This is a genomic window from Rhodococcus sp. P-2, from assembly GCF_016598535.1.
Classification (GTDB): Bacteria; Actinomycetota; Actinomycetes; order Mycobacteriales; family Mycobacteriaceae; genus Rhodococcus_F; species Rhodococcus_F baikonurensis.
Map to the genome: position 1 here is coordinate 6,196,496 of NZ_CP066779.1, position 26,280 is coordinate 6,222,775.

Consider the following 26,280-nt stretch of genomic DNA (forward strand, 5'->3'; position numbering starts at 1 on the left):
CTCAAGCCCCGGCTTCCACGTTCACGACCGCCTGCGGAGCGTCCAGACGCTTCATCCGGTCGAGGACCGAATCCGCCGTCGGCTCGCGCAATTCGTCGACGATCTTGCCGTCCGCGAGGAATACCACCCGATCGGCATACGCCGCTGCCCGCGGATCGTGTGTCACGATCACCACTGTCTGGTTGAACTCGTCGACAGCCGCCCGCAGGATCGAGAGCACCTCCCCGGAGGACTTCGAATCGAGGTTTCCGGTCGGCTCGTCGCCGAAGATGATCTCCGGCTGACCCGCCAGCGCACGCGCGCACGCCACACGCTGCTGCTGACCACCCGAGAGCTCTCCTGGCCGGTGATCGAGCCGATCTCCGAGACCCAGCTTGGTCAGGACGCTGTTCAGCCAGGTCGGATCCGCTTTGCGTCCCGCGATGTCGAGCGGCAGCGTGATGTTCTCGAGCGCAGTCAGCGTCGGCACCAGGTTGAAAGCCTGGAAAACGAAACCGATGCGATCGCGTCGCAGTTGGGTCATCTGTTTGTCGGAAAGCGTCGTGAGTTCCGTGTCACCGATGAGAACAGAACCCGAACTGGCGGAATCCAGACCGGCGAGGCAATGCATCAGCGTCGACTTGCCGGAGCCGGACGGGCCCATGATCGCCGTGAACTCACCGCGGGCAAAATCTGCGGAGACCGAACTGAGGGCGTGCACCTGGGTATCTCCGGTGCCGTAGGTCTTGGACAGGCCGACTGCGCGGGCCGCGACATCCTGGGCGTGCGAACTCATGATCGCCTTTCCTGTTCACTTCGTACTACTTTGCGGGCGTGACGGGCGCCCGTGAAAACACGGACGCCCGCAATGGTTGGTTCCATCCTGTCGGGTGGCGGGCGCCCCCGCCATCGGGGACCACCCTGATATCCGCGGCAGAGCCGATCAGGGTCTGGGAGATCACGGCTCTCCGACTGGTATGCACTGGTGTGCATTGGAGAGAAACAGCGATACGAACGGCGGACGCACACTAACCTTGTGACACCAATCACACGAGAGAGGCGGCCGAATGTCCGACGCCACCGCTGGAATCATTTTCGATCGGCTAGAGCACTGGGCGACGGTCAAGCCTGATCAAGCAGCGATGACCTTCCAAGGAACCGAATACACGTGGGCCCAATGGCGGGAACGCATCTTGAAGATCGCCGCAGCACTCGCCGAATCCGGGATCCGCGCCGGCGATACTGTCGCCTTCGTCGACAAGAACCATCTGTCCTGCCTCGAAGTCACCTACGCCGCCTCACTGCTCGGCGCCGCGAATGTCGTTCCCAACTGGCGACTTTCGAGCGAAGAGCTGGATTACGTACTCGCGGACTGTGGGGCTCGCATCCTGTTCGTCGGCAGCGAACTACTCCCCCAGATCGTCGCCATGCGAGACCGCCTGACGGCCGTCGAATCGATCTTCGCCGTCGGCGGTGAACACGACGAATTCGAACCCTGGATCGACGAGGTCACCCCGCTGAGCTCCCGACCCGAGGTGAGCCCCGATGCCACCGCACTGGTTCTCTACAGTTCCGGAACGACCGGTCGACCCAAAGGCGTCCAGCTCACGCATCGAAACCTGTTCGCGCACAGCAACAGTGTTCTCGAGATCCTGCCGGCCCACGAGGATCATCGATTCCTGATCGCGATGCCGATGTTCCACGTCGGCGGAACGTGCTACGCCATCATGGGAATTCACGCCGGCGGACGCTGCTACTTCACCAGAGAAGCGGACGGCCCGTCGATCTTCGCCGGTCTGGCCGCCGGAGCCAACATCGCCTTTCTCGTCCCACCGGTCATTGCCGGAGTCCTGGCCGCAGGCGAGCAGGCAGTCGCCGCCTTCAAGGCATTCAAACGCATCACGTACGGCGCCGCACCCATGCCGCTCCCGCTGTTGCGTGCGGCACTCGCAGCCTGGCCGGACACCGAATTCGTCCAGGTCTACGGCATGACCGAGATGGCGGGCGTCGTCACGGCGTTGATGCCGGACGTTCACCGCGACGAGTCGCAGATCGAGCGCATGGCGTCAGCAGGCACAGCGATCCCCGGCGTCGAGATGCGCGTGGTGGACCCCGTCACGCTCGAAGACGTGCCTACCGGTACGACCGGCGAACTCTGGTGGCGATCAGAGCAGTGCACTCCCGGATACCTGGGTAAGCCCGAGGCGACAGCCGAAACGATCACCGCAGATGGATGGCTGCGGAGCGGCGACATGGGCCGCGCCGACTCCGGCGGTTTCGTGTTCATCGAGGACCGCCTCAAGGACATGATCATCACCGGCGGCGAGAACGTCTACTCCCCCGAGATCGAGCGAGTTCTGGTCGAGCATCCGGCGATCGCCGAAGTCGCGGTCATCGGCGTGCCAGACGATCGTTGGGGTGAAACCGTCAAGGCCGTCGTGGTTCTCACCGGCGATGCGCAGATCGACGAAGCCGAACTGATCACCTACACCCAGGAACGTCTCGCAAAGTTCAAGTGCCCGACCAGTATCGACGTCGTCGAGATCCTTCCACGCAATCCCACCGGAAAGATCCTCAAGCGCGACCTCCGCAAACCGTACTGGGAGAACCGCGAACACAAGTTGGTCTGGGACCCCGTGCTGTAATGGGGCGGTGACCTCGAGCCGCCCCACCACACCTCGCCCGAACGATCCGTGCCCGTGCGGCAGTGGCAACACGTTGGCCGAGTGCTGTGGCAAGTACGTCAGCGGTGACGCGCACGCACCTACCGCCGAAACCCTGATGCGTTCGCGCTACACCGCATTCGCGTTGTTGGACGACGAATATCTCACGCGGACTTGGCATCCCGACCATCGCCCTACCGAACTCGATCTCGACCCCGACCAGAATTGGCTCCGCTTGGAGATCCTGGACACCGAACGAGGTGGGCTGTTCGATTCCGACGGCATCGTGGAATTTCGCGCTCACTACGCATTCGGACGCGATCGGGGAATGCTCCACGAACGCAGTCGATTTGCGCGAGCAGACGGCAAGTGGCTCTACGTCGACGGCGATATCGGTTAGGTAACTCCGGGCACCGCCGCCGCGGATCCCGATTACGCGAGCCCTACGATCGAGTCATGACAACGAACCGGACGAGATCATTTGCCGCTGTCGCTGCCATCGCAGTGGGCGTGAGCCTGACTGCCTGTTCGCAGGACGCGGAGACCACTCCCACGGCAGCCACCTCGGCCGTCACCTCGACATCGAGTGCCGCAGCGTCGACCACAGAACCAGTCCCGACGGACAGCTCGAACAAGACGTCGGCTGCGGGTACCGAGTCCAAGCTCACCGTCGTCGACGTCCGCGTGGGCGAGCACGACGGATTCGATCGTGTCGTCTACGAGATGGGCGGCACCGGCACACCCGGATGGCGCGTGAAGTACGTCGACGCGGCCACGCAGGAGGGCAGCGGAAAGCCCGTGGACATCAAGGGTGCCGCAGTGATCCAGGTCCTGATCGACGGTTCCGCCTACCCCTTCGACAGCGGAGTCGAACAGTACTCCGGCCCCAACCCGGTTCCCGGCGTCGGCGGAGTCGTGACCGAGGTCAACGGGTCCAACGTCTTCGAAGGTGTCACCCAGTCGTTCATCGGGGTGACCGAGAAGCAACCGTTCACGGTGACGACGCTCAGCGATCCTCCGCGAGTCGTGGTCGACGTGGCCCGCTGAGGCCGCACTTGACCTGAAGTTTGGTTTAGGTTCTACCTTCGTGTCGTACCGGCCACGTAATCTTCGTGGCCGGCGACCGGAGGGGCGAAGTCATGAGTATGGAAGTCACCGCGTGGAACGCGATGTACAACGCGATGCACGCGCAAGAAGATCGGCGCCCGTTCTCGAAGGCGACACTGAAGCGAATCGCGACGTTCGCGGTTCCACAGAAACGTAACCTCAGCTGGTACCTCGTACTGAGCGTCGTCACCGCTGCACTTGCCGTGGCAACCCCCGTCCTGGCCGGGCGCGTGGTCAACGCGATCGTCGGCGGCGACGCCGTGGACGTAGTCGTCAAACTTGCCGCACTGATCGCACTGGTTGCACTTCTCGAAGCCGCTCTGGGCCTGTTGACCCGGTGGCTTTCGGCCAGCATCGGTGAAGATCTGATCCTGCATCTGCGCACCACCGTCTTCGATCACGTCCAGAAGATGCCCATCGCGTTCTTCACCAGAACTCGAACCGGAGCGCTGGTCAGCCGGCTCAACAACGACGTCATCGGCGCTCAGCGCGCCTTCAGCGACACCTTGTCCGGAGTGGTCAGCAACCTGGTCACCCTGGTGATCACGCTGATCGTCATGCTCGGGATCTCCTGGCAGATCACCGTCCTCGCGTTGTTGCTTCTCCCCATCTTCGTCATCCCCGCTCGGCGGATGGGTGCAAAACTTGCAGCACTCAATCGTGAAGCAGCCAACCATAATTCGCTCATGAGCACCCAGATGACGGAACGGTTCTCCGCTCCCGGAGCGACACTGGTCAAGCTGTTCGGTCGTCCCTCGCAAGAGTCTGCGGAGTTCGCGGTTCGTGCCAGGCGTGTGCGCAACATCGGAGTCCGGACCGCAATGCTGCAGTCCGTCTTCGTCACAGCGCTGACACTGGTCTCGGCCCTTGCTCTTGCCCTCGTCTACGGGCTCGGCGGCTTCTACGCGCTGCGCGGACAGTTGGACGCAGGCGCCGTCGTTGCGATGGCGTTGTTGTTGACGCGCCTGTACTCGCCGCTGACCGCACTGGCCAGCGCGCGGGTGGACGTCATGAGCGCTCTGGTCAGCTTCGAGCGGGTATTCGAGATTCTCGATCTGGCACCGCTCATCACCGAGAAGCCCGATGCACGCACGGTGCCGCAGGGCCCGGTGTCGGTCGAGTTCAAGAACGTCACTTTCGCGTACCCGTCAGCGGACAAGGTGTCTCTCGCCTCTCTGGAGGAAGTCGCGATCCTCGACACTCGCGGCGGCGAGGACGTGTTGCACGACCTGTCGTTCCGCACCGAAGCAGGACAGATGGTCGCCCTGGTCGGCACGTCCGGTGCCGGAAAGTCGACCGTTGCCCAGATGATTCCGCGTCTCTACGACATCGATTCCGGATCGGTCGAGTTGGGCGGCGTCGACGTCCGCGACCTCAGTGCCGATTCCATCCGCGAGACCGTCGGCATGGTCACGCAGGACGGGCATCTGTTCCACGAGAGCCTTCGATCCAACCTGCTCCTTGCCCGACCGGATGCCACCGAAGAAGATCTGCGTGAGGTGCTGGAGCGAGCACGTCTCACCGACCTGGTTGCGTCGCTGCCCGACGGACTGGAGACCGTGGTGGGTGAGCGCGGATACCGCCTCTCGGGCGGCGAGCGTCAACGCCTGACCATCGCGCGACTGCTCCTGGCCCAGCCTCGCGTCGTGATCCTGGACGAGGCCACCGCGCATCTCGACTCGACGTCGGAAGCCGCGGTTCAGGAAGCACTCGGCGAAGCACTCGCCGGGCGGACTGCAGTGGTGATCGCTCACCGTTTGTCGACGATCCGTTCAGCCGACCTGATCCTTGTCGTCGAAGCAGGCCAGATCGTCGAGCGCGGAAATCATGAGGAACTGCTGGCCCGCGGTGGTCGGTACGCCGAGTTGTACCGCACGCAGTTCGACACCAACGCCAGGAAGAACGACGCTCTCGCACCGACGCCGATCTGACTACCGCCCGGCGCGCTGAACTGGCCGAAAAACAGGCGCTGTCCTCCTCACGGAGGGCAGCGCCTGTTTCAGCTCTGTACGTCAGTCGTTGTAGCGATCGCGTCCGCCACCGCGGCGGTCGTCACGTCCACCGCGATCGTCCCGGCCACCACGGTCGCCACGGCCACTCGGACGTCCCTGGGGCGGGCCGAAATCAGGCTGCAACTGGATCAGGACGCCGGAGATGCGTGTGCGACGCAGAGCTTCGAGAGTCTCGTTGGAGAGGTCGGCCGGCAGCTCGACGATGCTGTGATCCGGGCGAATGCTGATGTGCCCGAAGTCGCTTCGACGGAGTCCACCCTCGTTGGCGATGGCACCGACGATGGCACCCGGAACGACGCGGTGACGCTTGCCGACGGCGATGCGGTACGCCGCCAACTCCTGGCCCTCGGGTCCGCGCGAGCGAGGAGCCGGGCCGTCGTCGAAACGACGAGGGGGACGCGGTTCACGCGGCTCGCGCTCACGACGCGGCGGTGCCGGCGGCTCGGGAGAAAGCAAGAATGCTTCGCCGTCGCGCGACTGCAGTGCCAGAGCGGCAGCGATGTCGATGAGCGGAACGTCGTGTTCCTGGTCGTAGTCCTCGATCATCTTGCGGAACATCGCGAGATTCTCCGAGGCCAGGCTCTCGGTGATGGAGTCACCGAACTTGGCCACACGCTGGGCGTTGACGTCGTCGACACTGGGAAGCTGCATCTCCGCAAGCGGCTGACGCGTCGCCTTCTCGATGGACTTGAGCAGATGCCGCTCACGCGGTGCCACGAACAGCAACGCGTCACCCTGACGACCGGCGCGGCCGGTACGACCGATGCGGTGAACGTACGACTCCGTGTCATGCGGGATGTCGTAGTTGACGACGTGGGAGATTCGATCCACGTCGAGGCCGCGCGCAGCAACGTCGGTGGCGACGAGGATGTCGAGGGCCCCGCTCTTGAGCTGACCGATGGTCCGCTCACGCTGTGCCTGGACGATGTCGCCGTTGATCGCGGCGGCCGAGTGCCCGCGGGCTCGCAGCTTCTCCGCCAGGTCTTCGGTGGCCTGCTTGGTACGGACGAAGATGATCATCGCCTCGAATGCCTCGACCTCGAGGACTCGGGTCAGTGCGTCGAGCTTGCGCTGGTGAGCAACCTGAATGTAGCGCTGCGTGATGTTCGAAGCGGTCGACGTCTTGGACTTGACGGTGATCTCGACCGGATTGTTCAGGTACTGCTTCGAGATCCGGCGAATCGAGCCGGGCATAGTCGCGGAGAACAGGGCGACCTGCTTGTCGCCGGGGGTGTCGCGGAGGATGCGCTCGACGTCCTCCTGGAAACCCATCTTGAGCATCTCGTCGGCCTCGTCGAGAACGAGGTACTTGAGATTGGTCAGGTCGAGGGTGCCCTTTTCGAGATGGTCGATGACACGACCCGGGGTACCGACGACGACGTGTGCACCGCGGCGCAGGCCGGACAGCTGGACGCCGTAGCTCTGGCCACCGTAGATCGGCAGGACGTTGAGTCCGGGGATGTGCGCGGAGTACTTGCCGAATGCCTCGGCAACCTGAAGCGCCAGCTCACGCGTGGGAGCAAGCACCAGCGCCTGGGTCTGCTTGATCGACGTGTCGATCCGCGACAGGACTGGAACTGCGAAGGCTGCGGTCTTGCCGGTACCGGTCTGTGCGAGACCGACGACGTCCTTGCCTTCGAGCAGTGGCGGAATGGTGGCAGCCTGAATGGGCGAGGGCGACTCGTAGCCCACGTCTGACAGTGCCTTCAGTACCCGATCATCGATGTCGAGGTCGGCAAATGTTGGGGGTTCGGGGTCACGCTCAATATCACTCATTTGACCAGCAGTTTAGCGGATAGAGTATAGACACGACGACATACCGGGGGTGCATTTACGACAGATCCACCCTCCCAGCGGGTTTCGCCTAGCGTAGGAAGCATGACCGAAGCCACCGCAGCCACCCCCGCCCAGACCGTTGTCGCGATTGCCCAATTCGCCCCGGGGACGGACAAGAAAGCCAACCTCGAATCACTGCGATCACTGGCTTCCGATGCAGCAGCACGGGGCGCGAAAGTTGTCGTGGCGCCGGAATACTCGATGTTCACCGCACCGAAGACGGATGAACGGCTGATCGAGTCCGCAGAGGGCCTTGACGGCGAATTCGGTTCGGCACTGGCGGCGGTCGCCGCAGAGTTGGGAATCTTCCTCGTCGCGGGAATGAACGAGCGGATCGACGACGTGAGCAGAATCTCCAACACTCTCGTCGCGATGGACCCGAACGGCGAACTGGTGGCGACCTACCGGAAACTGCATCTTTACGACGCTTTCGGATACCAGGAGTCGGCCGTGATCCGTGCCGGCGACATCACGGAACCGCAGACTTTCGGGTGCGACGGCCTGACCTTCGGCCTCCAGACCTGCTACGACCTGCGCTTTCCGGAAGTCACCCGGCGCATTGTCGACGTCGGCGCGGACATCCTGCTCTTGCCCGCCCAGTGGGTGCCCGGGCCACTCAAGGAAGACCACTGGACCACTCTCGTACGCGCCCGGGCCATCGAGAACACGATGTACATCGCAGCGGCTGATCAGAGCGCGCGCGGCGGCGCTGGTGCCAGCATGATCGTCGACCCGATGGGCGTCGTGATGTGCTCACTGGGCGAGCAGGTCGGGGTCGCCACCGCAACCGTGTCGGCCGCTCGCATCGCCGAAGTCCGGGAGAAAAACCCCGCCCTCGCCCTGCGGAGGTTCACGGTCTCGTCGCGGTGACGCGCAGCGAGTAGCGTCGAACTGGTCGGGGTTCGAGCTTCTCGAGGACAACGCGGTGACCCAGTATCGGGATCGATCTTCCGCCGGCAAATTTCTGGCCGGGCGGCTCGAGTCTTTGCGTATCGACAAGCCTGTCGTTCTCGGACTCCCACGCGGCGGAGTACCGGTAGCAGCCGAGGTGGCTGCGGCGCTGAACGCTCCGCTGGACATCGTGGTGGTGCGCAAGCTCGGCAGCCCGTACAACCCGGAACTGGCGATGGGCGCCATCGGTGAGGGCGGCGTGCGAGTCCTCAATCACGATGTCATCGCAGCGGTACGCGTCTCGAAAAGTGAACTCGCCGCCGTCGAACGCGACGAGCGAACCGAATTGGACCGGCGGGCACGTCTCCTGCGCGAGGGACGGACCCCGGTTTCCCTCCACGGACGCACTGCGGTGATCGTCGACGACGGAATGGCTACGGGTGCGAGTGCAGCCGTTGCCTGTCGCTGCGCGCGCACCGCGGGTGCTGACTCCGTGATCGTCGCTGTCCCCGTCGCCTCCCCCGAAGCCATGAGAGTGATCGCATGCTCCGCCGATCGCGTCGTCTGCCCCTTCGTTCCTGCCCTGCTGGGCGGCGTCGGTGCTGCATTCGAGGACTTTCATCAGCTCAGCGACGACGAAGTGCTGACCTTCCTCGCCTGAGCGCAGACCTCTCCAGCCTGAGCACAGACCAAGAGGATTCTGAGAATTTGTGATGTGTGCAACATTTCGCTCCTCTGTGCCGATAGGCCAAATGGAACAAAAAGAATTCGGCTTTCTGGAGGAACCGTGACCATCTCGACCGATACCGTCGACGCCGTCGCAGCTGCGTGCCGTGACCGCCTGGGCGACCCTTCCGCCTGGGTTGCGTCAGACGCTTATCGACAGAGCCTCGCCCTGTGCATCATCGAATCCGTTCAGTCCACGTCGGGTCACAGCGAAGTGACCGTCGTCGATCGCTACCTCGCCTACCGGCGAGCCCGCGAAGACAAACCCGTCACGGACGGCGCACGCGAACTACTCCGCACCTTCGAAGAAGCCGGGAGTTCGGACCAGTGGGCAGGCAAGATCGGTTCGTACAAGCGCCGCTACACGGCAACGGGTGTCCCGATCGAGGCACGGCACATCCAACAGGTCGCCGAGAAACTCCATCACTTGCGGATCAACAGCGTCGAGGATCTGCTGTCGGCCGCTGATTCCGACCGCGCTCTCGACGCGGTTCACCTTGCCTGGGTGGACGCCTGCGGAGACGGTTCCGAAGTGACCTGGGCACACCTGTTGATGTTGGCCGGAATTCCACACACCGATCTGGGTACCGCTGCCGACACCTTCATCAGCGCAACACTCGGCACCACCGAGGTGCCGGGAGACACGTCGGAGATCCTCGCAGCTACTGCAGAGCAACTCGGAGTGGATCCAGACCGATTGGACTACGCAATTCGCCGGTGGTTGTCCGTGCACGGCCGCACGCTCCAACACGTCGCCTGATTACCTGTAAACAGGCGGTCACACTAAACTGCAGGTCAGCGCCCGACCAGTTCTACCGAATAGTAACGACAGTGCAAAATGACGACTAATGTGATGCAATGCACATCAGAAATGTCAGTAGTCACTGGAGGGGTCAATAGTGCGCGAGTTCTCAGTTCCACAGTCGTTCTCAATTCCGGAGAACGTTTCCATGGCCGACTCCGTGTTCCGTCACGCCGAAGAAGACCCCACATTCGTGCCGTTCAAGAGGCCGTCGAACGGCGGATGGGTCGACGTCACTGCAGCTGAATTCGCGAAGCAGGTCTCTGCAGTTGCCAAGGGCCTGATCGCTTCGGGTGTCGAGCTCGGCGACCGCGTCGCTATCCTGTCCGCGACTCGCTACGAGTGGGTCGTTCTCGACTACGCCATCTGGACTGCCGGCGGATGCACCGTCGCGATCTACGAGACCTCCTCCCCCGACCAGGCGCAGTGGATCCTCGAGGATTCCGCGACGACACTTCTGGTCGTCGAAACGGCCAAGCACGCGGAGACTCACAAGGAAGTCACCGACGGCGCAGAAGCCCTCCGCGAGGTTCTCGTCATCGAGTCGGGAGCGATCGACGAGCTGTCCAGTCGCGGTTCGGCAATTACCGACGAAGAACTGCACACCCGTCGTCACCAGGTCACCGCTGCCTCGCCCGCGACCCTGATCTACACCTCCGGAACCACGGGACGCCCCAAGGGCGTCCAGCTGACGCATTCCAACTTCTACGCCGAGTCCAACGCCTGCCGCCTGGCCATGCCGGAGTCGATGGTCCCCGGCAAGAAGACGCTGATGTTTCTGCCGCTCGCCCACGTATTCGCGCGTGCGATCTCCTTCGGTGCTTTCGACGCCAAGGTCACCGTCGCCCACACGTCGGACCTGACGACGCTCCTCGAGCAGTTCGCCGGTTTCAAGCCCAACTTCATCCTCTCGGTGCCGCGCGTGTTCGAGAAGGTGTACAACTCGGCTCGCCAGAAGGCAGTCGACGGCGGTAAGGGCAGCATCTTCGACAAGGCTGCCGCCACGGCCATCGAATACAGCGAATCCCTCGAAAAGGGTGGCCCCGGACTGGCACTAAAGCTCAAGCATGCGGTATTCGACAAGCTCGTCTACTCGAAGTTGCGCGCAGCACTGGGTGGCGAGTGCGAGCGTGCAGTCTCCGGTGGCGCAGCCCTCGGCGCGCGCCTCGGCCACTACTTCCGCGGCGTCGGCATCCCGATCTACGAGGGCTACGGACTCACCGAGACCAGCGCCGCAATCACCGTCAACACCTCGAGCGCGCAGCGCGTCGGCACCGTCGGCAAGCCGATCAACGGCCACGCCGCCCGGATCGCCGAGGACGGCGAACTCCTCCTGCAGGGCCCGGTCGTCTTCGCCGGCTACTGGCACAACGACAAGGCGACGGCCGAATCGATCGTCGACGGCTGGTTCCACACCGGCGATCTCGGATCGATCGACAACGAGGGCTACGTCTCCATCACCGGTCGCAAGAAGGAAATCATCGTCACGGCCGGCGGCAAGAACGTCGCACCGGCCGGCCTCGAGGATTCCCTGCGCGCGCATGCTCTGATCAGCCAGTGCCTCGTCGTCGGTGACGGCCAGCCGTTCATCGGTGCACTGATCACTCTCGATCCGGAAACCCTGCCCGGTTGGGTCGAGCGCAACGGACTGCCCGCCGGCACCCCGATCGCCGATCTGGTGAAGAACGCCGACCTGATCGCCGAGATCGATTCGGCCGTTGCCGACGCCAACAAGAAGGTCTCCAACCCGGAGCAGATCAAGAAGTACACGATCCTCGAGGTCGACTTCACCCAGGAGACCGGTGAATTGACGCCGACGCTCAAGCTCAAGCGCAACATCATTCACGAAGCTCACAAGACCAAGATCAGCGACCTGTACGCCTGATCGATCGTCTTTCACGAGTGTGGCCCGGTTCGAATACGAACCGGGCCACACTCGTTTCATTCTTCGGCGGCGAGTAGTTCTCTTTCGATCTCCGAGGGCAGTCCGTGCACCGCACGATCAGCCCGCTGGGTCGGCAGAGTTTCTCGCTGCATCCACTCCCAGGTATCTCGCACGGTGTCTTCGACGGGACGGCACTGCAACCCGGCCTGCGCTGCCTTGGTGGTGTCGGCTTCGAGGAAGCCGGCGAACTCGCCCTCTTGCGGAACCCAACACGGAAGTTGCGTCCACGGCTGCGCTCCCGCTGCTGCCAGTCGACCCTCGTCGATCCACACGAGTTCCGCGTCCGAACCGGTGGCGTCCACGCACGCCTCGAGGAGCCCGGAGGTAGTGGCGTGCCCGGACGCACTGATGACGTCGTACGCCCCGCTGATCTTTGCCGCCAGTCCGGACAGGACAAACGATGCGACGTCACGAACATCGACGTACTGCAGCGGTCGAGTCGGCGCTCCCGGGGCCACGACACGTCCGCCCGTAGCGATGCGCCGTAGCCACCACGGCAGCCGCCCGATGTCCTCGTGCGGGCCGAGGATCAACCCTGCCCTCGCGAGCAGCGCCTCCGGGAAGGATTCCAGGACAGCGAGTTCGGCCCCACGTTTGGCGGACGCGTAATCGGTGTTGTCATCGGACGTCGCAGATGCGGCAACCACCGGTGAGGTCTCGTCTACGTGCAAGCCCCACCGATAGGCCGATACGCTGGAAACGTACGCGTACCGGTCGACGCGGCCGCGCAAGATCCGGGCATTTTCAGCCACCACTCGGGGGCTACCCGACCACGTGTCGACCACAAGGTCCCATCGACGATCACCGAGCGCATCAACCATCGCTCGCTGATCGGTGCGATCCGCGAACAGGACCTCCGCTGTAGACGGCGGCGCTCCGGTGAGCCCCCGATGGAGCACTGTCACTTCCCAGCCCCGAGCCAGAGCGTCGTCGACGAGAGCACGGCCGAGGAACCGTGTTCCTCCGAGCATCAACAGCTTCATGACGGCTATCGTCACTCGAAAAGCGTCGTGCAGCAACACGTTCGTCTGGTAGCGCAATTCTCGACGAGTGAGGGTCGGACGAATCGCTCAGATACCTCGTCCGGGATTGAGAATGTTCTTCGGATCGAATGCGGCCTTCACTGCAAGCATCATTTCGCGTTCGGTCTGGCCGACCATATCTGCCATGTACGGCGCTTTGAGAACGCCGATACCGTGTTCACCACTGATCGTTCCGCCCAAATTCAAGGCGCCGGCAACGATGTCGTCGAACGCTTGGCGCGCACGATCCTGCGCTCCGGGTTCGGCGGCATCGAACACGATGGTGGGGTGGAGATTTCCGTCGGCGGCGTGACCGAAAGTTCCGATCGTGACACCGCGACGATCAGCTGCCTCGCGGATGCACCCCAGCATCGACGGCAACGCCGGAACTGGCACCGCGACGTCGTCGAGTAGCACCGTACCCAACGCCTCGAGAGCGGGCAACGCCATCCGCCGGGCGGCAGTGAACTCTTCACCTTCCACCGGATCGTCGGTGTGGAAAACCTCTCGCGCCCCGACGCTTTCGCACGCCGCGGCACAGTCCGCTGCCTCGGCGGCCGCTGACCTACCGTCGCACTGGATGAGCAGCATCGCCCCGGCCGATTCGTCCAACCCCATCTTCGTCAGGCGATTGACCGCGCCGATCGTGACGTCGTCCATCAACTCCAGCTGACACGGTTCGGCCACTGCCGACACGGCGAGGACGGCATCGATTGCGGACTCCGCGGAATCGAAGAAGGCGACGACGGTGGTCGCGGCTGTCGGCGCTGTACGCAGACGCATCGTGGCTTCGACGATGACCGCCAGAGTCCCCTCCGACCCCACGAGCAGATGTGTCAGGTCCAGTCCCGCAACATTTTTGCGCGTCCGTGCACCGGTACGGATCACACGCCCGTCGGCCAGCACCGCCGTCAGGGCAGCGACGTGATCACCGGTGACGCCGTACTTGGCGCAACAGATGCCGCCTGCATTTGTCGCCAGATTGCCGCCGATACTCGAGATGGCCCGGCTTCCCGGATCAGGAACGTACCAAAGGCCCTGCTGTGCAGCCGCTTCCGCCAGGTCACCGTTGATCACTCCGGGCTCCACCGTGGCGGTACGTGCAGCGGGATCGATCTCGAGAATGCGATCCATCCCCGCGACGCTCAGAACGATGCATCCGTCGAGTGCGTTGGCGGCGCCGGCCAACCCGGTACCCGCCCCTCGTGTCACCACGGGAACGGAGAGTTCATGGGCCACGGTCATGACCGCGACGACGTCGTCGACAGTCTTCGCCTTGACCAACGCAGCGGGACTTCCGGCCGCGGTGAGCAGCGATTGATCGCGGACGTACGCGCCCATGCGGTCGGGGTCGGTTGTTGCCCTGTCCCCCAGCGCTTTCTGCAAGCGTTCACCCAACAGGTCGATACTCGTGGTCATTCCGTTCGTCCTTCGTAGAATCCGCGCACATGGCGCTCGACCAGATCGGCAGCCTCGTCGGCTGCGCCGCGCTCGATCGCGTCGGCGATGCCCTCGTGTTCTGCCAGCAGTGCGCCCAGCGTGGCTGCCGTGTTCTCGCGCGAGTCGAGTTCGCTCAGCAGGTAGCCGGCAATGCTGTCGCGGAGAACCGTCATGACCAACCCGAATGCCTTGTTCCCGCCTGCTCCGGCGAGCGCGACGTGAAAGTCGACGTCTGCGTCGTGGAAGGCGACCGAGTCGTCGGCACGCGTCGCGACTCGCATCCGCTCGATCGCAACCCGGGCGTCGCCTGGCACGGCTACGAGTGTGCGCAACGCTGCGGCTTCGAGCAGCACCCGCAATTCGACAAGATCGCCGAGCGGAACTGCCCCCACCTGCAAAGCCGTACTGAGAGCGGTGGCCGCAGAATCGGCCGTATGCTCGTGCGTCACCCGAGGCCTGGCAGTCGAAGTAGTGTCCGCCCCGGTCAACAATCCCTGCGCTTGCAGCACGCGAAGTGCCTCGCGCACCGTCGATCGACCCACCGAGAACGTCTGCGCGAGTTCCTGTTCGGTCGGCAATGCCTCCCCGACGGGAAGCGAGCCGTCGAGAATGGCAGCGCGGATTCTTCCCGACACGGCAAGGCTGAGCGGCATGCGCGACAACGGAGTCGTATCCATGCCGCGACGCTACCACCCCTTGCCTGCTTGTCTGACAAACTGTTTAATTGAGAAGATTCGTGACCCGGACCACAACAGAGAAGGTGCCGACCATGACCGACAAGCTCGAACTGGATCCCGCAACCACCGCCGTCGTGCTCATCGAGTACCAGAACGACTTCACCACCGAAGGCGGTGTCCTCCACGAGGCCGTCGCACCGGTCATGGAATCGAACGGACTCCTCGCGAACACCGCCGCGCTGGTCGATGCGGCGCGCGCGGCGGGTGTCACCGTGATGCACGCACCGATCACCTTCGCCGAGGGGTACAACGAAATCACCTCGCATCCTTACGGAATCCTCAAGGGCGTCGTCGACGGCAAGGCTTTCGTGAAGGGTTCGTGGGGAGCCGCGATCGTCGACGACCTCACCCCGAAGGACGGCGACATCGTCATCGAGGGCAAGCGCGGACTCGACACATTTGCCAGCACCAACCTCGATTTCATTCTGCGCAGCAAAGGAATTCGCACGATCCTTCTCGGTGGCTTCCTGACCAACTGCTGCGTCGAATCAACCATGCGCACCGGCTACGAGAACGGCTACCGGGTCATCACACTCACCGATTGTGTGGCCGGAACGTCGGTCGCCGAACACGAGAACGCGATCACCTACGACTACCCGATGTTCTCGCATCCCGTCACGTCGAAAGAGGTGCTCGACGCGCTCTCCTGAGAGGACTACCTGGAATGCGCGAGAAGGAATTCACGGCTGACGTTGGTGACACTGGCGTGAACCTTCTCGTGCAGCAGGTCGTGACCGGCGTCCTCGAACTCGCGCATTTCGACGTTGCGCAGCGTCCGCGCCCAGTCTCGGACGGGATCGACCGGGGCGATCCGGTCGTCGGTGCCGTGAACGACCAGGACTGGGATACCAGCTTCGGAGAGTTCCGCCCACCCGTGTTGCTCCACCGCGCTGCGCGGAATGCCGCACAACACGGCGGACGCGAACTCGTGATCGCGGTGAGCCAGCACCGTCAGCGCCGTCACGGCACCTAACGAATGCCCCATCACCGCCTGCGGAGCTTCGGGCAGTTCGGCCAAAGCGATGTCAGCCAGCGTGGCTGCATCGGCAGCAAGATCGGAGAGCGGAGCCCCGACTCCCGGATCACCCTCCGACAAGCCGTGTCCAGTGTGATCGATCGCCCACACGTCGATCCCCGACACCGTCATGGCGCTCGCGAAGCGGTGATACTGCCCGCTGTGCTGACCGAGACCGTGCAGAAAGATCAATGACACCTTCGGCGCCGCACCCCCTGCCGCCGGCCAATGCCGAAAGTGCACTTGACCGGTTCGTCCGTCGAAGAAAGGCATGATCGTCATTCTGCACTCCGTTGCCGGTATCCGCGGCGCGTGGGCGATTACTGGTGGGTTGCCTTGTCGGTGAGCGATGGCACAATCTCCGTGTGTTCCTACTCGATGATCAGATCGTCTACAGCGCCAGTGACCTCTCGGCCGCGGCCTCGTGCGAGTTCGCGCTGTTGCGGCAACTCGACGCCCGTACCGGTCTGATCTCAGCCGAGAAGGCCGAGGCGGATCCGATGCTCGAGCGGACGTCGAGCCTCGGCGACTCCCACGAGCGCGAACAGCTTCAGAAGTTCATCGATCAACACGGAGACGGCGTGGTCGTCATGCCGCGACCGGAACACTCGCGCGCAGGCCTGACAGCCGCCACCCTGGCCACCGTCGAGGCGGCCCGATCCGGCGCTCCCGTGATCTATCAGGGAACCTTCTTCGACGGCCGATTCCTCGGCTTCTGCGACTTCCTCGTCCGCGAGGGCGACACGTACGCGGTCTACGACAGCAAACTCTCCCGGCATGCCAAGGTGTCGGCGCTCCTCCAACTCGCCGCGTACGCGGACGCATTGGAGCGCAATGCAATCGCAGCCTCCGATCAGGTTCATCTGCTTCTCGGCGACGGCAGCACGTCGTCACACGACATCGGCGACATCGCACCGGTTTTCGCGGCGCGCAGAGCCGAACTGGAACGAGTCCTCGACGAGCATCGCGCCGAGGGAAAACCCACCCAGTGGCTCGACGATCGATACCTGCGCTGCGGCCGCTGCGACACCTGCAGCGTCGAGGTCGAGAACCATCGCGATCTGCTGCTGGTTGCGGGCGTCCGCGGCAACCAGCGCGAACAACTGATCGTCTCGGGAATCACGACAATCGACGAACTCGCCGTGAGCACTGGACCAGTCGAAGGAATCCGCCGGGAAACACTCGACAAACTCCGTGCACAGGCTGCGGTTCAACTACGCCAGGAACAATCCGGCGACGCCGAATTCGAGGTCTACGAACCCTCGGCGCTCGGTGGTCTGCCCGTCCCCGACGACGGCGATATCTTCTTCGACTTCGAGGGGGACCCACTCTGGGCCGAGGACGGATCCACCGACTGGGGGCTGGAGTACCTGTTCGGCGTGGTCGAAGGCCCGGCAGACGACTACGTGTTCAAACCCTTCTGGGCACACGATCGCGAGGGTGAACGCCAGGCGCTCCTCGACTTTCTCGATTACGTCACCGCGCGCCGAGAAGCTCACCCCGGCATGCACATCTATCACTACGCCGCGTACGAGAAATCGGCGCTGTTGCGCTTGGCCGCACGTCACGGCGTCGGCGAGCAAACGGTGGACACGCTGCTCAGCGAGAACGTGCTCGTGGACCTCTATCCGATAGTCCGCGCCTGCCTGCGGATCGGACAACGCTCGTACAGCATCAAGAAACTCGAACCGCTCTACATGGGTGAGCACGGCCGCGACGGTGACGTCACCAATGCCGCCGCTTCGGTCGTCGCTTATGCCGACTACTGCGAACTGCGCGACGGCGGACAGGCCGACCAGGCCAGGGAACTTCTTCAGGGTATCTCCGACTACAACGAGTACGACTGCGAATCCACCCTGCGCCTGCGCGATTGGCTCGCCGAGCGCGCCGCAGAACACGGCGTGGAACTGCGTGAGCCCACCGGACAGATCAAGATTCCACTCGAGGAACTCACCGAATCGGAAATCGCGCTCCGCGACTTCGCAGGCCACAAGGCCGGTTCGACACGCACCCCCGATCAGCAGGCTGCGGCGCTACTGGCCGCTGCAGTGGGATACCACAATCGCGAACGGAAGCCGTACTGGTGGGCGCATTTCGACCGATTGGTCACTCCGATCGAAGACCTCGTCGACGTCCGTGACGTCATGGTGGTAGATCAGTCCGAGATCGAGGCGGACTGGCACAAGAGCACCCCGCGGCAGAAGAAGTTTCGTCGCCACATTCAGCTGACCGGAAGTTTCGGCACCGGAACGTCTTTGAGCCCGGGCAGTGATCTGTTCGCTCTCTACGCAACCCCCTCCCCCGATGCCGTTGCAAGCGAGAACCCCACCCAGCGCGGCACCAGCAGCGTCAAGGTCACCGCCGTGGTCAAGTCCGAAGGACTCGACGTGGTCACCGTCGAAGAACTGCTCAGCGGTGACGAATACCTCGACGCCCCCGTCGCATTGGCACCCGGTCGTCCGATTCCCACCGGACGCATGGAGAAGTCGATCGCCGCTGCCGCGTCCGGCGCCAGCGAGAGCCTGCCCGAGCTGCCACGCATCGCAGCGGTCGACATTCTCCGGCGCAGCACCCCGAGGACACTCTCGGGTTCACCGCTCCCGCCCGTCGGGACCGACAACAACTACGCGGACGCCATCACCGCCGCACTTCTCGACCTCGATGATTCCTACGTGGCAGTGCAGGGTCCCCCCGGTACGGGCAAGACCTACACGGGCGCCCGTGTCGTCAAGACACTGATCGAACAGCATCACTGGCGAATCGGAGTGGTGGCGCAATCACATTCGGTGGTCGAGAACATGCTCGGCGGCATTCTGAAGGCCGGCATGGACCCTGCACTGGTCGCGAAGAAGGGCAGCCGCAGCAAGACCGCAGAATGGCAGGACATCGCATCCGAAGAATATGCGGGATTCATCGCCGAAGCCGAAGGCGTCGGCTGTGTCATCGGCGGCACTGCGTGGGACTTCGCGAACACCGATCGCGTTCCGGCAGGCAGTTTGGACCTGCTCGTGGTGGACGAGGCCGGCCAGTTCGCGCTCGCCAACACCATTGCCGTCGCGATTTCCGCGCGCAACCTGTTGCTACTGGGCGATCCCCAGCAGCTACCCCAGGTCAGCCAAGGTACGCACCCCGAACCTGTCGACGAATCGGCACTCGGTTGGCTCGCCGAGGGACACGGCGCACTGCCACCCGAACTCGGCTACTTCCTCGAGAAAACGTGGCGGATGCACCCCGATCTGTGTGCGCCCGTGTCCGCACTGTCGTACGAGGGCAAGCTGCATTCCCAGGAAACCGTGAGTGCGGCAAGGAAACTCGACGGACTCGCTGCTGGAGTACACACGGTGTTCGTTGATCACCGCGGCAATTCCACGTACTCCCCGGAAGAGTCCCAGGAGATCGTTCGCCAGATCCAGAGCCTCCTCGGTACGCCATGGACCGACCCGAGCGAGTTCGAGGGCACCCGCCCCTTGGAGCAGTCGGACATCCTCGTGGTCGCGGCGTACAACGCCCAGGTCGGCACCGTCGAGCGCGATCTCACCGAGGCCGGTCTCACGGAGGTCGAGGTCGGGACCGTCGACAAGTTCCAGGGCCGCGAGGCCGCTGTGGCAATCGTGTCGATGGCCGCCTCCGCCGTGGAGGACGTTCCGCGAGGAATGTCGTTCCTGCTGTCGCGAAATCGCCTCAACGTCGCCGTCTCCCGCGGCAAGTGGTGCGCGATCATCGTTCGATCGCACGCATTGACGCAGTACATGCCGAGCACGCCCGCTGGATTGGTGGAACTGGGCGCGTTCATGAGGTTGACGAGCTAGGCGATGCCTGCCCTACCCGAAGCACTGCCCTACCCGAAGCACTGTCCTTCGCCACGGTAGGTGGGAACCGAGGTTCTGCTGCCGTCGGCTTCGACCACGTACACGCGGTCGAAGCGCTCGCACAACTCGCCGGCTTTGGCGTGCCGGAACCACACGCGGTCGCCGATCGCGATGTTTCCGGCTTCCTTTCCGGTGACCGGCGTCTGAACCTCGCCTGCGCCTTCGTTGCGGAGCAGTTTGAGACCGGAGGGCCAGACCGGCGACGGAACGCGGGTGGCTCCCGCAGGTCCCGACGCGATGTATCCGCCGCCGAACAGGGTCGTGACAGACGGGGTCGGCTTGCGCACTGCCGACAGCGCGAAGAACAGTGCCGGATCGGGACGGAAGGCGCGGTAGCGGTCGAACAGGGTCGGTACGTACAGTCCAGATCCTGCTGTTACCTCGGTCACCACAGGATCGGCCGAGCTGACCTCCAGTGACCCCGTACCGCCGCTGTTGACGATCTCGAGTGCACCCACGGCATCGGTGACTGCTGCAACCACTGCGCCCCTTCTGGACGCCAATTCTCGGGCGGACGCCTTCTTGACCCAACCGATCGGAGCACTGGTGTCCGGGAGGCCGGCAATCTGCGCTTCGTAGAACATCACTCCTGCGACGGAGAAACCGCGCTGGCGAGCACGCGCCGCGAGTGCGGCGACCGCGGCAGGTTCGCGCAGCGGTGAGCGTCGTACTCCCAGATGGATCGGGCCGATCCGCAGTGACGCGTCGACGTCGAGACACACCCGGACGGGCGCATCTCCTGTCGACGCCGAACGAATGAGATCCAACTGTGCGTCGTCGTCGATCATCAGTGTGATCGATGCGAGTGCGGTGTCATCGGCAGCGAGATCCGCGATGGCGCCGCGATCGGCGGTCGGGTATCCCATCAGGATGTCCCGTGCGCCGAGCCCGACGAGCCACAGAGCCTCACGCAATGAGTACGCCATGATTCCGCGGAATCCACCGGACGCGGTCAGTGTGTCGCCGAGAGTTTCGGCCAGAACCGTACGACAACGGACCGATTTGCTCGCCACTCGCACTGGAGTTCCACCGGCGCGGCGCACCAGGTCGGCTGCGTTACTGCGCAGTGTGGTCAGATCCAGAGCAGCCAGAGGCGGGTCGAGTTCTCGCGTGGCAGCAGTGAGTCGATCGAGGGTCCTGGTCACAGATGATCCAATCGTCGCGGCGTGCGACCAGTCAATCACCAATCCTGGACGTATGTCCAGGATGGCGGTTCTACTGAGGCGCGACCACTGCTTTGTTGGCGATTACCTGAACCATTTCTCCGAACTCCGCAATTGTCGCGTCGGAGTCGCGATCGACCAGCCATCGCAGGACGAGCCCGTCGATGAGCGCAAGACTCAGTCGCGCAATCGAACTCAACGGCTCGGTCCACACGGTGCCGGAGATCTTCGCGCATTCTTCGAGGAACGACACCGCGAGCTCGTCCATGATTCGGTACTGGTCGTGTGCGACGGCCCCGGCACGTTCAGCTCCGAGATTGCGACTACGGAGGGCCTGCGCGGTGATTTCGTAGGTCAACAACTGCCGGTCCGGCGTTGCTTCGATCGTGGGCCACATTCCCGTCAACCCGATATGCAGCAATTCCTTGAGCCCCTGCACACCACTGAGATCCGGAGCGTGTCGCACCTGCGCGAATGCGTACTGCATCGACGCACTGAGCTGCAGGATGAGCGTTTCACCCATCGCCGCGATCAGCGCTTCCTTGCTCTCGAAGCAGTAATGAACGACGCCGAGTGATACTCCGGCCTCTTCCGCCACCGCCCTTACCGTCACAGAACTGACACCGCGTTGTTCCGCAATAGACAACGCGGACTCGACCAATTGTGTGCGGCGTTCGTCCGCCGGGAGCCTGTTCAGCATCCAATGATCGTAGAACGCAAATGACAAAATCTTCGCGCAATACTTGCCTGGACGACCGTCCAAGTACATTATTGCGTAATGGCTTCGGACACTTGGCAGAACTGGGCGGGCACTCAAAGCGCCGCGCCGCGTCGCTTTGCGACGCCGACAAATACCCGTGAACTTTCGTCTTTGGTCGCCGAGGCCGCGGCGCGTGGCCAACGCGTGAAAGCGGTCGGCGCCGGCCATTCGTTCACCGGTGTCGCGGTCACCGACGGTGTCCTCGTCAGCCTGGACAATCTGAGCGGAATCGATTCGATCACGCCAACCGACGACGGCGCGCTGGTGACAGTTTTTGCAGGCACTCGCCTTCACGCCCTCAACGACGCCCTGTGGCAGCGCGGATATGCCATGGCCAATCTCGGTGACATCGACGTCCAGTCACTGGCCGGCGCGACGTCCACCGGCACACACGGAACCGGCGCCCGCTTCGGCGGTATCGCCACGCAGATCCGCGGAATCGAGATCGTTCTCGCCGACGGATCCGTCGTTACCGCAAGCGCCGACGAAAACGTCGAATTGTTCGAAGCGGGCCGCCTCGGATTGGGCGCAATCGGCATCATTTCGAAGATCACTCTCGCCTGCGTTCCGCGATTCACACTCCGTGCAATCGAGGAACCCGACACGCTGTCTCACATATTGGACACCCTGGAGAGCGACCGCCTGGGCCTGGATCACTTCGAGTTCTACTGGTTTCCGCACACCGACCGTGTCCTCACCAAGAGCAACACGCGACTGCCCGGAGACACCGAACCCGATCCTGTCGGCAAAGTCCGCGCATTCGTCGACGACGAACTTCTCTCCAACACACTCTTCGAAGGTGTCAATCGCGTCGCCACCCTGGCGCCGGCCGCGATCCCGAGAATCAACAACGTCTCATCTCGATTGCTCGGTGCCCGGGAGTTCACCGATCGCAGCTACCGAGTATTCGCGTCTTCGCGCCGGGTGAAGTTCAAGGAAATGGAATACGCGATTCCCCGCGAACACGTCACCGAGACACTCCACGAAATCGATCGCTGGATGAAGAAGTCCGGAACCAACGTCGCGTTCCCCGTCGAGGTACGTTTTGCCGCTGCCGACGACCTCTGGCTCTCGACCGCGCACGGACGCGATACCGCTTACATCGCGGTTCATCAGTACCACCGCCGACCCGAAACCGAATACTTCGCCGCGGTGGAAGCCATCGCGCGCGCCGTCGACGGCCGGCCGCACTGGGGAAAAATGCACAACCGGACCGTCGACGACCTGCGTCCCACGTACGACCGACTCGACGATTTTGTCGCCGTTCGAGACAAGTACGACGCGAATCGTGTCTTCGACAACGAGTACTTGCGTCAGGTACTGGGCGACTGACGGTCAGCGCCGCAGCAGTTCCGCTTTTCGCGCGTCGCTCGCAAACGAGGCTTTGATCGAATTCCGGGCGAGGGTGTCTCGCTCGGCCTCGGTCAGCCCCAGGGCTCGGCCGAGTTCGGTGAAATTGTCGTCGACGTATCCCCCGAAGTAGGCCGGGTCGTCGGAGTTGACCGTGACGATCAACCCCATCTCGAGCATCGATCGAAGCGGATGATCCGACAGCGAATCGAACACGCGCAGACGAACGTTCGACAGTGGGCAGACCGTCAGTGGAATCTCCTCGTCGACCAGACGCTCGATCAGGGCAGGATCCTCGAGTGCCCGGACGCCGTGGTCGATCCGCTCGGCGCCGAGGATGTCGAGTGCCTGCCAAATGTATTCGGGCGGTCCCTCCTCGCCGGCGTGAGCAACGACGTGCAAGCCCTCGGCGCGCGCACGTGCGAACACGTCCTCGAACAGTGAAGGCGGGTTGCCGACCTCGGCGGAGTCGAGTCCGAGCCCGACGATCGGCGCCTGCAAGCGAATGATTTCGGAGAAGATCTCTTCGGCGTCCTTGACGGGCTGATCACGGAGGATGGCGGCGATTGCCGCACTGCTGAGCCCGAACTCGCGCTCACTCGATGCCACCGCGTCCATGATCCCGTCCAGGACCTCGGTCAGCGGAACACCCCGGACCACGTGAGCCTGCGGATTGAAGAAGAACTCGGCATGCGCGACTCCGGCCGCTGCGGCCCGACGGAAATACGCCCGCGTCAGGTCGGCAAAATCCTCCGCGGTGCGCAGGACGGCCATGTTGGCGAAGTAGAGATCGAGGAACGATTGCAGGTCGGTGAACTCGTACCTCGACTTCAGATCGTCGATGTCCTTGTACGGCAAATCCATTCGATTGCGCTCGGCAAGCCGGTAGATCTGTTCGGGCTCGAGCGAACCCTCGATGTGCATGTGCAGTTCTGCGACGGGTGTGGCCATCTCGGTTTACCGCCCCTTCCAGACCGGGGCGCGCTTCTCGGCGAACGCCGTTGCGCCCTCGCGTGCGTCTTCGGATGCGAACACCGGCGCCATCACCTGCAACTGCTTCGCGAAAGCTTCGTCGTCGGACCAACCGCCGGCTTTGACGATGATCTCCTTGGTGACCGCAACCGCGAGCGGTCCGTTGCGCGTGATTCGATCAGCCAGCTCGAGTGCGCCCTCGAGCGCCTTGCCCGGTTCGGTCAACGTGTTCACGAACCCGTACCGGTAGGCCTCCTCGGCGGTGAAGCTGTCACCGGTGAGGGCCAGTTCCAACGCCTTCTGGTACGGAATCCGCTTGGGCAGGCGCAACAATCCGCCGCCGCCTGCAACCAGTCCTCGCTTGACCTCCGGGATACCGAACTTCGCTTCGGACGACGCCACCACCAGGTCGGTGGCAAGCACCAGTTCGGTGCCTCCGGCCAACGCGAAGCCCTCGACCGCCGAGATGATCGGCTTACGCGGCGGCCCCTCCGTGAATCCGAGACCGCGCCCCGGAACGAGTACGTTCTCGCCGGCCACGAATGCCTTCAGATCCATACCCGCGCAGAAGTTTCCGCCCGCACCGGTGAGCACCGCCAAGGACAGATCGTCGTCCGCATCCAGCTCTTCGACCGCAGCGGCCAACGCGTGACTGACCGCCGAGTTGATGGCGTTGCGCGCCTCGGGTCGGTTGATGGTGATGATCAGTGTCCGCCCGCGCCGCTCGGTGAGAACCTCGTCCGCCATGATGTCCCTCTCGTTTGTCGACCACGCCCGCGTGACTACGCGACGTTGCGCTCGACAATACGGACGAAGCCATCGGGGTCGATCTGCGCGGTGTCGTGAGTGCAGAACCACCCCTGGGTGAACCTCGTCGAGGTCGCTTCCGGCGAGTTCCAATACCGGCGCGTGACACTCGGTCCGCGGCACAGCAACTCACCGAAACCACCTGGAGCATCCGGGCCGTACAATGCCACTTCCATTCCGCCGAAAGCGATTCCGACGCTTCCGAGGTGAGTCGGTGCCGACTCGCTCGGCAGAATGAGACCGGCCCCACAAGTTTCGGTTTTGCCCCAGCCGATCACATGCCGAGCGGCCGGGAACAACGTCAGCAGCTTGGATTCCTGTTCCGCGGTGATCGGCGATCCGCTGCAGTCGATCCACTGCACCGACCTCGAACCGGCACGCGCCGCCGGCCCGAGCGTGAGCAACCGCGGTTCGAGCAAGTCCTCGGGCCGCCCGGTCACGATGTCGACGGTATGCACACTCTCGCGCCAGAAGTCGCCGGCGAGGACCACCGTTCCACCGACCACCAGCGTCGCAAGCACATGCACGAACTGACGCACGGACTTGAAATCGTTGTCCACCAGAAGATTCCGAACACCTTCGACGCCGTAGTCGCGCGAGTGCAGGATACCGACGATGGCCGAGAGCACGTTCTCGTTGCTCAACTCGACGCCCAGCATCTCGCCCGAAGAATCGGCGGTGTACGCGAGGATCGCCATCTCGTCCGGGGCCGCACCGTCGTCGATGAACGGAACACCGTGTGGGAGTTCCCCGTCGAGCACCAACACCGAACCGCTGTCCGCGATGACGAAGTCCGCCGCATCGTCACTCAGGTGAACACCCACGGAGACCGGTACACCTCCGGCGAGGATGACTCCGAGGCACGCCTCCATCCACCGCACCCCCGCGGCCACTCGAATTGCCACGCGGTCGCCGATCTCGACACCGCGTGACTTCAGCCCGCCTGCGACCCTCGACGCCTCGGCCCACAGTTCCGCGAAGGTGACCTGCTCGCCGTCGACCTCCTCGACCGCAATGCGGGAAGAAAATCGATGAACGGCGATATCGAGGAGTTCGGACAGCGAAGGGTCGAGTTGGCTGTACCGAAGCACCCCGTCACCCGCACGGGTGACGCGGGCGTCGGCGAGGAGCTGAGTCGAACACGGGTATTCCACGAGCGTCGACCGCATCGATACCTCCACGTC

The 26,280-nt window shown here is 63.6% G+C and carries 22 protein-coding genes; 11 read left to right on the forward strand and 11 right to left on the reverse strand.

Annotation, left to right across the window (positions count from 1 at the left end; genetic code table 11):
- Window position 1: 1 nt before the first annotated feature.
- A complete protein-coding gene (locus tag I7X09_RS28720; RefSeq protein WP_003945134.1) occupies window positions 2-775 on the reverse strand; it encodes an ABC transporter ATP-binding protein in 774 nt (257 codons plus the stop codon).
- A 271-nt stretch (window positions 776-1,046) separates the two neighbouring features.
- On the opposite strand from I7X09_RS28720, the gene I7X09_RS28725 reads away from it, so the two are divergent.
- The 4 genes from I7X09_RS28725 (at window position 1,047) to I7X09_RS28740 (ending at window position 5,680) form a co-directional block, all read left to right on the forward strand.
- Window positions 1,047-2,624, forward strand: coding sequence for a long-chain-fatty-acid--CoA ligase (locus I7X09_RS28725; protein ID WP_200314857.1), 1,578 nt, complete (start codon window positions 1,047-1,049; stop codon window positions 2,622-2,624).
- Between the two features lie 7 nt (window positions 2,625-2,631).
- A complete protein-coding gene (locus I7X09_RS28730) occupies window positions 2,632-3,042 on the forward strand; it encodes a YchJ family protein (protein ID WP_095972861.1) in 411 nt (136 codons plus the stop codon).
- 56 nt (window positions 3,043-3,098) lie between these two features.
- Window positions 3,099-3,689, forward strand: coding sequence for an AMIN-like domain-containing (lipo)protein (locus tag I7X09_RS28735; protein WP_200314859.1), 591 nt, complete (start codon window positions 3,099-3,101; stop codon window positions 3,687-3,689).
- A gap of 92 nt (window positions 3,690-3,781) precedes the next feature.
- Window positions 3,782-5,680, forward strand: a complete 1,899-nt coding sequence (locus tag I7X09_RS28740; protein ID WP_095972863.1) for an ABC transporter ATP-binding protein — start codon at window positions 3,782-3,784, stop codon at window positions 5,678-5,680.
- 81 nt (window positions 5,681-5,761) lie between these two features.
- On the opposite strand, the gene I7X09_RS28745 is transcribed toward I7X09_RS28740, so the two are convergent.
- Window positions 5,762-7,537 (reverse strand): DEAD/DEAH box helicase, encoded by a 1,776-nt coding sequence (locus tag I7X09_RS28745; RefSeq protein ID WP_095972864.1) that lies wholly within the window; start codon window positions 7,535-7,537, stop codon window positions 5,762-5,764.
- A gap of 102 nt (window positions 7,538-7,639) precedes the next feature.
- Here I7X09_RS28745 and I7X09_RS28750 point away from each other — a divergent pair, with 102 nt between their 5' ends.
- From I7X09_RS28750 to I7X09_RS28765, 4 genes are all read left to right on the forward strand, one after another.
- Window positions 7,640-8,467 carry a carbon-nitrogen hydrolase family protein gene (locus I7X09_RS28750; protein WP_095972865.1) on the forward strand — a complete coding sequence of 276 codons (828 nt, stop codon included), beginning with the start codon at window positions 7,640-7,642 and terminating at the stop codon, window positions 8,465-8,467.
- A 55-nt stretch (window positions 8,468-8,522) separates the two neighbouring features.
- Complete coding sequence (locus tag I7X09_RS28755) at window positions 8,523-9,149, forward strand: phosphoribosyltransferase (RefSeq protein ID WP_124569924.1); 627 nt, start codon at window positions 8,523-8,525, stop codon at window positions 9,147-9,149.
- Window positions 9,150-9,275: 126 nt separating this feature from the next.
- Window positions 9,276-9,974, forward strand: coding sequence for a heme peroxidase (locus I7X09_RS28760; RefSeq protein WP_166813201.1), 699 nt, complete (start codon window positions 9,276-9,278; stop codon window positions 9,972-9,974).
- Between the two features lie 139 nt (window positions 9,975-10,113).
- Complete coding sequence (locus I7X09_RS28765; protein ID WP_095972867.1) at window positions 10,114-11,901, forward strand: AMP-dependent synthetase/ligase; 1,788 nt, start codon at window positions 10,114-10,116, stop codon at window positions 11,899-11,901.
- Window positions 11,902-11,957: 56 nt separating this feature from the next.
- Here the strand turns inward: I7X09_RS28765 and I7X09_RS28770 are convergent, their stop codons facing one another.
- From I7X09_RS28770 to I7X09_RS28780, 3 genes are all read right to left on the reverse strand, one after another.
- Window positions 11,958-12,959: an NAD-dependent epimerase/dehydratase family protein gene (locus I7X09_RS28770; RefSeq protein WP_234036750.1), complete on the reverse strand. Its 1,002-nt coding sequence runs from the start codon at window positions 12,957-12,959 to the stop codon at window positions 11,958-11,960.
- A 72-nt stretch (window positions 12,960-13,031) separates the two neighbouring features.
- Window positions 13,032-14,402 carry an FAD-binding oxidoreductase gene (locus tag I7X09_RS28775; RefSeq protein ID WP_200314863.1) on the reverse strand — a complete coding sequence of 457 codons (1,371 nt, stop codon included), beginning with the start codon at window positions 14,400-14,402 and terminating at the stop codon, window positions 13,032-13,034.
- Window positions 14,399-15,100, reverse strand: a complete 702-nt coding sequence (locus I7X09_RS28780; RefSeq protein WP_200314865.1) for a FadR/GntR family transcriptional regulator — start codon at window positions 15,098-15,100, stop codon at window positions 14,399-14,401. The genes I7X09_RS28775 and I7X09_RS28780 overlap by 4 nt, the downstream gene beginning before the upstream one ends.
- A 92-nt stretch (window positions 15,101-15,192) precedes the next feature.
- Here I7X09_RS28780 and I7X09_RS28785 point away from each other — a divergent pair, with 92 nt between their 5' ends.
- Entirely contained in the window at window positions 15,193-15,810 is a 618-nt protein-coding gene (locus I7X09_RS28785; protein ID WP_172436706.1) for a cysteine hydrolase family protein, read from the forward strand.
- Between the two features lie 5 nt (window positions 15,811-15,815).
- Here I7X09_RS28785 and I7X09_RS28790 read toward each other — a convergent pair whose 3' ends face one another.
- On the reverse strand, window positions 15,816-16,457 hold the full coding sequence (locus tag I7X09_RS28790; protein ID WP_200314867.1) for an alpha/beta hydrolase: 642 nt from the start codon (window positions 16,455-16,457) through the stop codon (window positions 15,816-15,818).
- Window positions 16,458-16,540: 83 nt separating this feature from the next.
- Between I7X09_RS28790 and I7X09_RS28795 the strand changes: the two genes are divergently transcribed.
- A complete protein-coding gene (locus tag I7X09_RS28795) occupies window positions 16,541-19,984 on the forward strand; it encodes a TM0106 family RecB-like putative nuclease (protein WP_200314869.1) in 3,444 nt (1,147 codons plus the stop codon).
- 29 nt (window positions 19,985-20,013) lie between these two features.
- Here I7X09_RS28795 and I7X09_RS28800 read toward each other — a convergent pair whose 3' ends face one another.
- Window positions 20,014-21,189, reverse strand: a complete 1,176-nt coding sequence (locus tag I7X09_RS28800) for an amino acid deaminase/aldolase (protein ID WP_124569897.1) — start codon at window positions 21,187-21,189, stop codon at window positions 20,014-20,016.
- A 70-nt stretch (window positions 21,190-21,259) separates the two neighbouring features.
- Window positions 21,260-21,907 carry a TetR/AcrR family transcriptional regulator gene (locus tag I7X09_RS28805; RefSeq protein WP_166813211.1) on the reverse strand — a complete coding sequence of 216 codons (648 nt, stop codon included), beginning with the start codon at window positions 21,905-21,907 and terminating at the stop codon, window positions 21,260-21,262.
- A 78-nt stretch (window positions 21,908-21,985) separates the two neighbouring features.
- Here I7X09_RS28805 and I7X09_RS28810 point away from each other — a divergent pair, with 78 nt between their 5' ends.
- The gene (locus I7X09_RS28810; RefSeq protein WP_019749315.1) at window positions 21,986-23,299 is read left to right on the forward strand and encodes a D-arabinono-1,4-lactone oxidase; all 1,314 of its coding nucleotides are present in this window, start codon (window positions 21,986-21,988) and stop codon (window positions 23,297-23,299) included.
- A gap of 3 nt (window positions 23,300-23,302) precedes the next feature.
- Here the strand turns inward: I7X09_RS28810 and I7X09_RS28815 are convergent, their stop codons facing one another.
- From I7X09_RS28815 to I7X09_RS28825, 3 genes are read right to left on the reverse strand one after another with little or no spacing between them, the layout of a single operon-like run.
- Entirely contained in the window at window positions 23,303-24,268 is a 966-nt protein-coding gene (locus tag I7X09_RS28815; protein ID WP_019749316.1) for an adenosine deaminase, read from the reverse strand.
- A 6-nt stretch (window positions 24,269-24,274) separates the two neighbouring features.
- Window positions 24,275-25,036, reverse strand: coding sequence for a crotonase/enoyl-CoA hydratase family protein (locus I7X09_RS28820; RefSeq protein WP_003945127.1), 762 nt, complete (start codon window positions 25,034-25,036; stop codon window positions 24,275-24,277).
- Window positions 25,037-25,071: 35 nt separating this feature from the next.
- Window positions 25,072-26,265, reverse strand: a complete 1,194-nt coding sequence (locus I7X09_RS28825) for a class I adenylate-forming enzyme family protein (protein ID WP_095972917.1) — start codon at window positions 26,263-26,265, stop codon at window positions 25,072-25,074.
- Window positions 26,266-26,280 lie beyond the last annotated feature (15 nt).